Genomic DNA, 10,906 nt, shown 5'->3' with positions numbered 1-10,906 from the left:
CCGGCCAACGCGCCGCCACGCCCGACGGCACCCCGACCAACCCCAGCACGGTCATCGCATCACCTCGGGGTACCGGCCGATAGCGCGCGTTGCACCACGGCCGACTCCGCCTCGCACCGGCCGCCTCACACCCGCCACCGCCGCCGCACCGTCGTCGTCCCACCAGCAAGGCGTCGTCATCGCATCAGTCCCGCCCCTGCCACGTGCAGATGCAGATCTCGTTCCCCTCGGCGTCGGCCAGCACCCAGAACGCCGGCGCGCGCCCGTCGTTCACCAGCCGCCCGCCCGCGTCGAGCGCCGCTGCGAGCCGTCGCCGGGCCTCGTCGTGCGGGACGCAGAGGTCGAAGTGGATGCGGTTGCGCTGCGGCCGCGGCTCGTCCATCTGCTGGAACCAGACCGCCGGACCCTGGCCGAGAGGATCGACCAGCGCGTCCGTGGGGCCGTCCAGCCCGGGCTCGTCGTCGTACGCGAGCACGGCCTTCCAGAACGGCCGGACGGCGGGGATGTCCAGCGCGTCGATGGCGAGCTCCAGCGCCTGCTCCGACCGCGGCCGCCCGCCGACCGCGGGGTCGGCCTCGCGCCCGGCCGCCAGCAGCGCCGTCGTGATGCGCGCCGCGGCGTCGACGTCCACGCTGGTGACGTTCGCCAGTGCGGCGTCCTGCAGGCTGAGCAGCACGCGTCCCGGCCGCAGGTCGGCGCGCAGGTGACCCTCGGCCGCCGGACCCGCCGCGCGGACGGCCGTCGCCGTCACGTCGACCGCCTCGGCCGGCGACCCCACCGCCACGCCGGTGTGGAAGCGCGCCAGGAGGTACCGCCAGCCCAGATGCTCGACGGCGGCCGACGCCTCGGGCCGGCGCAGTGGTCGCGCGGTGTCGTCCATCCGGCCATGCTCGCACGCGGGTCCGACAGTGTGGGCCGGACGACGCCGGCGTCGCGGGCCGCGTCGTTACGCTACGGACCGACCATCGTCGGCACCCTGGGAGCCCGAGCGTGCATCATCCGCTGACGCCTGCGCGCCGCGACGTCGTGCTGGACGGGTTGTCCGCGATCTGCGGGCGACGACCGGTCGTCCTGGAGGCGGACGGCGTCGGCCACGCCTGGGCGCCGGTGACGCGGCTGGTGTTCGATCGGGAGCTGCCCGGTCTGGGCGGCGACGACGGCCCGGGTCGCACGGTCATCGTGAAGACGAGGCGGGTGGACGGCGACGGGCACGGCGGGCCGGCGTACCTGCGGCGCGAGATCGCCGGGTTGCGGACGCTCGGACGAAGCGACGTCGCCGCGCGGGTGATCCTCGCCGACGACGAGGCCGGTGTCGTCGTGCAGTCCGACCTCGGGACGTGGCCGACGCTCGAGCAGGTGCTCCTCGGGGACGACCGGGACCGTGCGGCCGCGGCGATGGTGGAGTACGGCCGCGCCGTCGGGCGGCTGCACGCGAGCACGTTGGGGCGCCGCGCCGACCACGAGGCGGCCTTGGCCGAGTTCGGCGCGGCCGACGTGACGACGGGCGGCAGCACGGGGATCGGCGGCATCCGCCGCTGGCGTGTCGTCGAGGAGGCGTGCGCGGACCTCGGCCTCCCGGACGCCCGGACGGCGCGGGCCGACGTCGCGCTCGTCCGCTCGCAGCTCGACGACCCGGGCGCCTTCGCGGCCCTGGTGCACGACGACCTCAACCCGACCAACGCACTCGTCACCGAGCACGGCGTGCGGCTGGTCGACTTCGAAGGCAGCCGATACGGGCATCTCGGCCCCGACGTCTCGTTCCTGCACTATCCGTTTCCGCACCACAGCCCGAACTGGTCGATCCTGCCGGCCGGCGTCGTCGCCGACGCCGACCGCGCGTACCGGGGCGTGCTGGCGGGTTCGCTGCCGGCCGACGCGTGGCCGGCGTACGACGAGATGCTCGCGGTCGGCGCGGCCGCCGCGTTGGCCGGCCGCGTGACCCGCCTTCCACTCCTCGCGCGGCCGGACCAGTCGGTGTACGACAGCTGGCGGCGGCGGGCTCAGCTGGTGCAGCAGCTCGGGGTGTTCCGGCGGCTCGCGGCTCGCGCCGGCGCCCTGCCCGACCTCGCGCTCTGGTCCGCCGAGCTGGCCGAGGCGATGGTGCGGCGCTGGCCCGATGCCGGCGCGCCACCGCCCCGCCTCTACCCGGCGTTCGCCGAGTAGGCCTTCGGAGCGCGCGCCGGCTGACTCCACCGATGATCGCCGGCGCCCGCCCGCGTCCATTCCGGGCCGTCGAGCGATGGCACCGGTGAACGGTCGTCCCGCTGTTCGAGAGGACTGGAGGGACACGATGGACGCGGCTCGGTTGAAGGATCAGGGGTGAGACCGGTGCCCTCTGAGGGCCAGAGCACTGACGCGCGCCCGGCGCCGTCGTACCGGGCGTTCTGCCCGGTCTGCAAGAAGGCCGGCCGCAGGTTCTCCTCCTATGGCAGCGCTGAGCACGTGGCCCAGGGACATGCCGACAAGTACGGCCACACCACGCACGTCATCGACCAGTACGGCATTCGCGTTGTCGGCTCGGACCGGACGACGGGCCGCTAGGACGCAGCCGGGACCGCGTCGTCGGCCGGACCCCGGACGGCGGCGGCGAGGTCGGTCCGGAGCGCGAACGGCACGAACGCCGCCAGCACCGCCACGCCGAGCGCCGTCGCCGCCACGAACGCCGTCCGCAGCCCCCACACCTCCGCGATGACGCCGGCCAGGGCGGCGCTCGCCGGGATGACGCCCCAGCTGATCATCCGCGACGCCGAGTAGATGCGGCCGAGCAGCTCCGGCGGCGACAGGTTCTGCCGGATCGTGCCCGCGAGGATGCGCCAGATGCTCGACCCCGCCCCCGCGACGACGGCGCCGCCCGCGACCGCCCAGATCCCGGCGTCGAACGCGACCGGCGCCACGAACAGCACCGTCCCGACGGCGTCGGCGATCATCAGGCGGGTGGTGCCGACCCACCGGCGCAGCGGCTCGACCAGCACCGACGCGATCAGCCCGCCGACCGCCATCGCCGTCAGCAGCAGCCCGTACTGCGCGGCCGTCAACCCCAGCGGTCCCGGCTCGACGACGTAGACGACGAGCAGCGCGGTCGCCACCGCCCAGACGACGTTCATGGCCGCCGTGAACAACGTCAGGATCCGCACGACCGGCTGGCGCCACAGGAACCGGAACCCGGCGACCAGCTCGCCCCGCCGCCGCCCGGCGGGCACGGCGCTCGCTTCGGCAGGCGCGTCGGGCTGCGGGCGGCGCAGCGTCATCATGAGCACCCCGGCGACGGCGACGAGGTAGAGGGCCGCGCTGGCGCCGGTGGCCAGGGCCAGCGTCGCGCCGGCGAGCAGGCCGGCGAGCGGCGGGCCGGCCAGCTGGTTCGCCACGTTGATGGTCGCCTCGATGCGCGCGTTCGCGCGGCTGCGCCCGACCGGCTCGACCACCAGTGGGATGGTCGAGGTCAGCGCGGTGTCCACCAGCGTCTCGGCCACACCGAGCAGCACCGCGGCGACCAGGATCAGCGGCAGCGACAGCGCGTCGGTCAGGAAGGCGGCCGTCACCCCGCCCAGCACCAGTCCGCGCACCACGTTCACCGTGGTCAGCAGCGCCCGCCGGTCGACGCGGTCGACGATCCAGCCCGCGTGCAGCCCGAACACCGGCCACGCCAGCGTCAGAGCCGCCGTCACCGCGGCGACGCCACCGGCGGACGCGTCGACGGCGATCGCCAGCAACGGCAGCACGAACAGCGCCATGCCGTCGCCGAGATTCGCCGCCCCGGTGCCGAACCACAGCCCGTTGAACGACCGGCCCAACGACACCGGGAGCGCACGCATCGGATTCTCACCCTTCATCGGCGTTTTGCTGGTTGTAGTTCTGGCACAGGTCGTTCTTACCTGTCAACGCCTGATGAACGGTGAGATATTCTGGGCCGCATGACCGACGTCGAACTGGTCGGCAACGCGCTCTGCCTCGACTTCGCCAACACCGTCAACGCGCGCCCGGTCGCCCGGCGCGACTGGCTGGCGTCGCCGCAGGAGGTCGTGACGTGGGCGCGCGCCGCCGGGCACCCCGTCGACGGCGATCCGAGCCTGCGGTTCGCGCTCCCGGTCGCCCGCGACCTGCGCGAGACGGTGTTCCGGGTGTTCCAGCCGCTGGCGCACGGCGAACGGCCGGCGCCGGACGATCTCGACGTGGTGCACGGCCTGCACACGGAGGGCATCGCGCGCGGCCGCTTCGTCGACGACGGCGAGACCTTCCGGGTGTCGTGGGCGCAGCCGCAGACGTTGCGGGTGCTGATCTGGGAGGTCGCGGCGTCGGCGATCGGGCTGCTCACGCGGGGACCGCTGCACCGCCTCGGCGACTGCCCGTCGTGCCACTGGCTGTTCCTCGACACCAGCAAGAACGGCCTGCGCCGCTGGTGCAGCATGGCCACCTGCGGCAGCCGCGACAAGTCGCGCCGCTACTACGCCGCTCACGGTTCCGCTGACGACGCCGACGGCGGCTGAGCCCCGGAGCGACGGCCGGCCGCTGTTCCGGCGCGCCGGGCTGGCAGCACGGACGGAGGCTGTCGGAGCGGCTGTCGGAGCGGCTGTCAAAGCGGGCGCCGCAGCCGCGTCCACGACGACGTCCGCGCCATCGCCGGCCGCCGGACCGTCAGGCGGGCAGCGTCTTCGCGAAGTGCGCGTCCAACGCCTCGACGGCGAAGGCGACCTGGGCCGGCTGGTCGTAGAAGTCGGTCTGCGACCCCGAACCCCATGCGACCGACACCGGCCCGCGCAGCCGCGACCGCAGCGCCTCGACGTGCGACGGGAACACGCAGTCGTCCGAGTGGACGAACAGCGTCGGTGCTGCCACGACGTCAGCCGCCGACAGGCCGTCGAACGTGAGCCACGGCAGCCACGACGCCTCGGCCATCTCGTTGCGCCAGGACGGCACGGCGCCGCGGGCCGGGTTGGCGTAGTAGTCCATCTCCAGGGACATGCCGGCGCGGTCGGACCCGGCGGCATAGGCGGGCACCGTCACGACGGTGCGGTCGCGGCGGAGCTCCTCCAACGCGAGGGCCGCCCGATCCAGACGCAGCCGCACGCCGTCGGGGCCGCCGTAGAACGGGGCGACCGACTCGGTGTCGTGGAACCAGCCGGCGACGCCGGCGAACGACGTCACAGGCGCGCCGGAACCGATCGCCGCCAGCGCGTACTGGGCGCTCGCGCACACCCCGACGTAGCCGAGGCCGCCGGGCCGGACGAACGACAGCGACGAGGCGAACCGGGCGGCCGCGACGATGTCGGCGATCTTGCGGCTCGGCAGCTCGAACTGACGGGGCTCGCCGCCGCTCTCGCCGAAGCCGGCGAAGTCGAACGTGATGGCGGTGTACCCGCGGGCGGCCAGTTCGGCGGCGTACCGGTCGGCCATCTGTTCCTTGACGGTCAGCCAGGAGCCGGTCACGAGAACGGCCGGCTGCCGCTCCAGCAGGTCGTCGCCGGCACGGTGCACGCGGCCGGCCAGCAGCGTGCCGTTGCTCTCGAACACGACGGGAAACGTGGTCATGGGCCGACGCTCGCACGCCGGCCCATGACCACGGAGGGTCGAAAGCTGCTGACCTACGGCCGCGACCGGTGGAAGTCGCGGCGGCACTGCTTGAGGTCGACGGTGACCGTCTCGCCGAGGTCGACGTTGACGGGGACGGTCTGGAGGACGGTGCCGTCGGGGCGTTCGCAGGTCAGGATCCACGGCTCCTCGTAGAACCCGGTCTGGAACCCGTGGATCCCGTCTTCCTGGTACGCCGGGATCGGCCGGTACGACGGGTTCACGGCCCACTCGAACTTGCCGTTCCGCCCGAGCGTGAGATCCGACGTCAGCGTGGTCGTGAACGACGACGGCCGGGTGGCGCCGTCGGGCTGGGCGTAGGGGCTGGTGTACATGTCGAACGCCTTGGTGATGCGCAGCACGGCGCCCTTCGGCCCCTTGCCGTCGATGACGGCGTACTGGGCGGGGTCGGCGGCGGTCGCGAGCATGGTCGTCATCGCATCGCGGTGCTCGTCGTACACGTCGAGCACCTGCGTCTCATAGGTCCGCGCGACACCCGCGTCGGGGCACGTCTCGGTGGTGAGCGCGAGCCCGCGGGTGGCGTAGTAGGCCCAGTCGATCGCCTCGCCGGTCGTCTCGTAGTCCTCCGCCGACGGCAGCGCCTTGTAGCCCGGGCCATAGATCGACGCGACCTCGGACGCGAGGGCGTGCAGCCGGTCGACGTCCTGGGCAGGGCCGGCGGCGAGCTGCAGCGGCGGGTACAGGACGACCTGGATGCAGGTGTGCTGGGTGTTGAACACCGTCGCCTGCCGGGTCGACAGCAGCCACTCGATGTTCCGCGTCTCCGGCTCGGACCACGCGGCCGCGCCGCCGGTGGAGATCGGCAGCCAGCCCAGGCCGTAGTTGCGGTTCATGTCGGTGTTGGTGTCGGTCTGACGGCGGCCGCGGACGAACCCGTCGACGTTGACGATCGGCACGACGACGACGCGGGCGCGGTCCAGCAGCCGGGTCACCGAACGGTCGCCGGCGGCGGCGCGCTGGACGAGGTCGATGGCGAACTCCATGGTCAGCTCGCCGCTCGGGAACTCGTTGCCGTGGTGCATGCCGACATCGACGAAGGTGGGCTTGCCGTCGTCGGCGTTGACGTTCGTGCTGATCTCGACGCCGCGGACGGTGCGCCCGGACGTCGTCGGGTAGGGCAGCGTGATCGGTTTGACGAGGTCGGGGTGGTCGGCGACCAGCTCAGCGAGGTCGGCCTCGTAGTCGGCCAGCGTCCGGTAGGCGGTGTTGCCGCTGGGTAGGTCGGCGGTCGCGGTGGACGACGCCGACGGCGACGCCGCGCCCACGGCGGTGGGGACGGCGGCCGCGGGGACGGCCAGGACGGCGGCCGCGGCCAGCATGACGGTGCGACGACTCGAACGGGAGTGACCGGTACGTCTCATGAACGCGTTCCTCTCCGCAGACCGACAGGGCAGGACCAGTCAAGATCGACCGATGTCCGCCGAGGTTATCGTTTTGTGACGTTTCGCACGAGAGGTATGGCATGTCACGTGGCGACCGAGCCGAGCGCGCGTTGAGTCCGGGCCCGGCGCTACCGTGCCCCCATGTCCGAGCCCGCCGCGCCGACGTCGTCCGAGGAGGGCTCGCGCCGGGGTCCGTCCGCCGGCTGGACCCGGCTGCCTGACCACGAAGCCGGCGCACCGGGACCGTCCGACGCGGCCGCGGGCTCGCGTGCCGACTGGTCGCACCCCCCATACCGGCCGTACCCGCAGCATCAGGGGCCGTTCCCGACAACCGGCCCCGCACCGGGCGGCGGCCAGCCGCCGTGGACGCCCGATCAGCGGACGCCCGGGACGAACGGGTTCGCGATCGCCGCGCTGGTGTGCGGCCTGCTCCCGCTGATCCCGCTGGCGCTGATCTTCGGCGTCATCGCGCTCGGCCAGGTCGCCGAGCGGAGGCAGGACGGCCGCTGGCACGCCATCGTCGGCATGGTGGCAGCGGGCGTGTGGACGGCCGTCCTGGTGCTCGGCGGCACTCCGACCCAGGTCCTGCGCGACGACGGCGAGCGCGTCTCGTGGGCCGATCGCGCCGACGGAGAGTGCGTCGACGGGCTGAGCGGGCTCGATGCGGACGACCTGCCGAGGCCCGCCGACCTGCCGGTGGTGCCGTGCACCGGCCCGCACGAGGGCGAGATCTACGCCGTCTTCCAGCTCGGCGACGGGACCGGCGACGAGGCCCGTGCCTACCCGGGGCAGCCGGCGGCGCGTCAAGAGACCGACCGCCGCTGCCGGGACGAGATGAGGACGAACCCGCCGAGCACCGTCAGCACCGACGCGATCGTCGGCTACATCTACGTCTATCCGCTCGAGTACGGGTGGCCGGAGCAGCGGACCGCCGTCTGCATCGCCTACGACCCGCAGGACGTGACGGTGCCGGGGGTCGCGCCGATCCCGGGGGTCTGACCAGATCGCTTGCAGTCTGAGTTAGGTTAGGCAAACCTAGTTGACTGTCGATCATTCCCCGTGAAAGGACCGCGCCCGTGGCGTACCACGAGGGTCTCAGGCTCGCCGAACCACCAGCAACCGGAACCGCCGAAACCGCCGATGACCTGCTGGAACGCCAGCGCCGCCGAGAATCCTCCGCCCGCTCCTATCCGCGTCGGCTGCCCGTCGCGCTCGCGTCGGCCGAAGGGTCCACCGTCCGCGACCACCACGGCCGCGAGTACCTCGACTGCCTCGCCGGCGCCGGCGCGCTGGCCCTCGGCCACCACCACCCGGTCGTCGTCCAGGCGCTGCGCGACGTGCTCGACGACCATGCGCCGCTGAGCACGCTGGACCTGCCGACGCCGGTCCGGGACCGGTTCGTCGAGCAGCTGTTCGCCGTCCTGCCCGAGCACCTGCGCGACGGGCGCATCCTGTTCTGCGGCCCGACCGGCGCCGACGCCGTCGAAGCGGCGGTCAAGCTGGCCCGCACCGCCACCGGCCGGTCCGGCCTGGTCGCGTTCGGCGGCGCCTACCACGGCATGACGCAGGGCACGCTCGCGCTCACCGGCCGCAAAGCGGTGAAGGAACCGCTGGGCACGCTGCTGCCCGATGTCCACCACCTGCCGTTTCCGACGGCGTTCCGCTCGCCCTTCGGCCTGGAGGACGGCGCGGCGATGGCCGGCCGCCTGGTCGAGTGGGCACTGGCGGACGACCTCAGCGGCATCGCGACGCCGGCCGCCGTCATCGCCGAGCCGGTGCAGGGCGAGGGCGGCGTGCACCCCATGCCCGCGACGTTCGCCGCCACCGTCCGGCGCAGCACCCGGGCCGCCGGCACCGTCCTCATCGCCGACGAGGTGCAGACGGGGCTCGGCCGCACCGGCGACCTGTGGGCCAGCGACGCGATCGGGCTGGACCCGGACGTCCTGGTGCTGTCGAAGGCGATCGGCGGCGGCCTGCCGCTGGCGGTCGTCGTCCACCGTGGCGAGCTGGACGGCTGGCAGCCGGGCGCGCACGCGGGCACGTTCCGCGGGCAGACGCTGGCGCTGGCGGCGGGCGCGGCGACGATCCGTGAGGTGGTCCGCGCCGGGCTGGCGCAGCGGGCCCGCGAGGCCGGCCGCCGTCTGACCGAAGGACTGCTCACGGTCGCCGCGGACGACCCGCGGGTCGGGCACGTGCGCGGCCGCGGCCTGATGTCCGGCGCCGAGCTGGTCGATCCGGGCGTGGTCGACGCCGACGGCGTCCCGGTACCGGACGGCTGGCTGGCCGGCCGCGTCCAGCGCGCGATGTTGGAGCGCGGCGTCATCGTCGAGGTCGGCGGCACGCACGACGCCGTCGTCCGGTTCCTGCCGCCGCTGGTCATCACCGACGAGGAGATCGACCGCGTGATCGACGCGTTCGGCGCGGCGCTGCGGGCCGTCCACGCCGACGACGGGTCCGAGCGGTGAGCGCGCCGTTCTTCCTCGACGGCAGCCCGGCGGCGCACGACGCGCTGCGCGACGCCGTCGCCGAGGTGCTCGCCGTCCTGGCCGCGACGGACGAGCGTGGCCCGTTCCCGTCGGCCGGGCCGGCGCGGCTGCGCGAGTCGGCCGCCGCCATCGAGCCCCTGCCGGACGACGCCGAGCCGCTCGGCGAGGTGCTGGCGGACGTGGGCCGGACGGTGCTCGCGCAGGGCGCGCGGGTCACCGACCCGTGGTGCGCCGCCCACCTGCACCCGCCGACGCTGCTGACGGCGGCCGCGGCGGAGGTGGCGATCGCCGCGACGAACCAGTCGATGGACTCCTACGACCAGGCGCCGATGGCGACGTACGTCGAGGACCGCCTGGTCGGGCGGCTGGCCGCGCTGATCGGGCTGCCGGCGGTCGCGTCCGGGGTGCTGACCTCCGGCGGGACGGCGTCCAACCTGCTCGGGCTGCTGCTCGCCCGCGACCACGCCGCCGGTGGGGCGAACGTCAACGGGCTGCCGGCCGGGGCCGCGCGGTGGCGCATCCTCGCGTCGGCCGGCGCGCACGTCAGCATCCGGCAGGCCGCCGCCGTGCTGGGGCTGGGCCGCGACGCCGTCGTCGCCGTCGGCACGGACGACGACGGCCGCATGGACGTCGCCGCGCTGGACCGGACGCTTGCGCAGCTGGGCCAGACCGGGGGCGTGCCGATCGCCGTCGTCGGGACCGCCGGCACCACCGACACCGGCGCCGTCGACCCTCTGACCGCGCTGGCCGACCGTGCCGCCGCGTGCGGCGCGTGGTTCCACGTCGACGCGGCCGTCGGGTCGGCGCTGGTGCTCAGCGACCGGCTGCGGCCGCTGGTCGCCGGGCTGGAGCGGGCCGACTCCATCACCGCCGACCTGCACAAGCTCTGGTGGCAGCCGATCGGCGCGAGCGCGCTGCTGGTCCGGGCCGCGGCGTCGCTGGGCAGTGTGCGCGAGCCGGCCGACTACCTCAACCGCACCGAGGACGACGACGTCCTCAACCTGGTCGACCGGTCACTGGACACGTCGCGGCGGTTCGACGCGCTGAAGATCCTGGTGTCGCTGCGGGCCACCGGCCGGCGGCGGCTGGCCGGGCTGGTCGAGCACCTGGTCGACCTCGCGGCGATGGCCGGCGAGGCGGTCCGCCGCGGTCCCGGCCTCGAGCTGGTGGCGCCGCCGCAGACGGTGACCGTGCTGTTCCGCTGCCGCCCCGACGGCGTCGACGAGGCGCTGCTGGACCAGCTGAACGTCGACGTGCAGCGGCGGCTGCTGGCGTCGGGCCGGGCGGTCGTGGGCCGGACCCGTCACCGCGGCCGCGTCGCCCTGAAGCTCACCTTCACCAACCCGCTGACCAGCCACGACGACGTCGCCGCACTGCTCGCCGCGATCTCCGCCGAGGCGTCGGCCGCCGTGGGGGTGGCGGCGTGACCGGCCTGCTCGAGACCGCCGCGCC

At 74.3% G+C, this 10,906-nt stretch carries 10 protein-coding genes; 6 read left to right on the top strand and 4 right to left on the bottom strand.

All coding sequences use genetic code 11. From position 1 onward, the window contains the following. Nucleotides 1–184 precede the first annotated feature (184 nt). Nucleotides 185–880 carry a VOC family protein gene (locus BLU82_RS32575; protein WP_092624943.1) on the bottom strand — a complete coding sequence of 232 codons (696 nt, stop codon included), beginning with the start codon at nt 878–880 and terminating at the stop codon, nt 185–187. A 110-nt stretch (nt 881–990) separates the two neighbouring features. Between BLU82_RS32575 and BLU82_RS32570 the strand changes: the two genes are divergently transcribed. Together BLU82_RS32570 and BLU82_RS32565 are read left to right on the top strand one after the other, a co-directional pair. Further along, nucleotides 991–2,163, top strand: coding sequence for a hypothetical protein (locus tag BLU82_RS32570; protein WP_092624942.1), 1,173 nt, complete (start codon nt 991–993; stop codon nt 2,161–2,163). 165 nt (nt 2,164–2,328) lie between these two features. Beyond that, entirely contained in the window at nt 2,329–2,541 is a 213-nt protein-coding gene (locus tag BLU82_RS32565; protein ID WP_092624941.1) for a hypothetical protein, read from the top strand. On the opposite strand, the gene BLU82_RS32560 is transcribed toward BLU82_RS32565, so the two are convergent. Continuing rightward, nucleotides 2,538–3,812: an MFS transporter gene (locus BLU82_RS32560; RefSeq protein ID WP_157741408.1), complete on the bottom strand. Its 1,275-nt coding sequence runs from the start codon at nt 3,810–3,812 to the stop codon at nt 2,538–2,540. The two genes, BLU82_RS32565 and BLU82_RS32560, sit on opposite strands and share 4 nt — an antisense overlap. 99 nt (nt 3,813–3,911) lie before the next feature. Here BLU82_RS32560 and BLU82_RS35885 point away from each other — a divergent pair, with 99 nt between their 5' ends. Next, the gene (locus BLU82_RS35885) at nt 3,912–4,484 is read left to right on the top strand and encodes an ABATE domain-containing protein (protein ID WP_092624939.1); all 573 of its coding nucleotides are present in this window, start codon (nt 3,912–3,914) and stop codon (nt 4,482–4,484) included. Between the two features lie 148 nt (nt 4,485–4,632). Here BLU82_RS35885 and BLU82_RS32550 read toward each other — a convergent pair whose 3' ends face one another. Further along, nucleotides 4,633–5,526: an alpha/beta hydrolase gene (locus BLU82_RS32550; protein WP_092624938.1), complete on the bottom strand. Its 894-nt coding sequence runs from the start codon at nt 5,524–5,526 to the stop codon at nt 4,633–4,635. A 53-nt stretch (nt 5,527–5,579) separates the two neighbouring features. Continuing rightward, complete coding sequence (locus BLU82_RS32545; protein ID WP_092624937.1) at nt 5,580–6,947, bottom strand: M14 family zinc carboxypeptidase; 1,368 nt, start codon at nt 6,945–6,947, stop codon at nt 5,580–5,582. Between the two features lie 162 nt (nt 6,948–7,109). Here BLU82_RS32545 and BLU82_RS32540 point away from each other — a divergent pair, with 162 nt between their 5' ends. The 3 genes from BLU82_RS32540 to BLU82_RS32530 all read left to right on the top strand — a co-directional run bounded on the left by BLU82_RS32540 (nt 7,110) and on the right by BLU82_RS32530 (nt 10,881). Then, entirely contained in the window at nt 7,110–7,967 is an 858-nt protein-coding gene (locus tag BLU82_RS32540; RefSeq protein WP_092624936.1) for a DUF4190 domain-containing protein, read from the top strand. 77 nt (nt 7,968–8,044) lie between these two features. Next, nucleotides 8,045–9,433, top strand: a complete 1,389-nt coding sequence (locus tag BLU82_RS32535) for a diaminobutyrate--2-oxoglutarate transaminase family protein (RefSeq protein ID WP_231947644.1) — start codon at nt 8,045–8,047, stop codon at nt 9,431–9,433. Continuing rightward, entirely contained in the window at nt 9,430–10,881 is a 1,452-nt protein-coding gene (locus BLU82_RS32530; RefSeq protein WP_092624934.1) for a pyridoxal-dependent decarboxylase, read from the top strand. The genes BLU82_RS32535 and BLU82_RS32530 overlap by 4 nt, the downstream gene beginning before the upstream one ends. Nucleotides 10,882–10,906: the final 25 nt, after the last annotated feature.

It is taken from the genome of Jiangella sp. DSM 45060, assembly GCF_900105175.1.
Taxonomy (GTDB): domain Bacteria; phylum Actinomycetota; class Actinomycetes; order Jiangellales; family Jiangellaceae; genus Jiangella.
The sequence above is the reverse complement of the archived record's forward strand: the minus strand, read 5'-3'. Positions and strand labels throughout refer to the sequence as shown.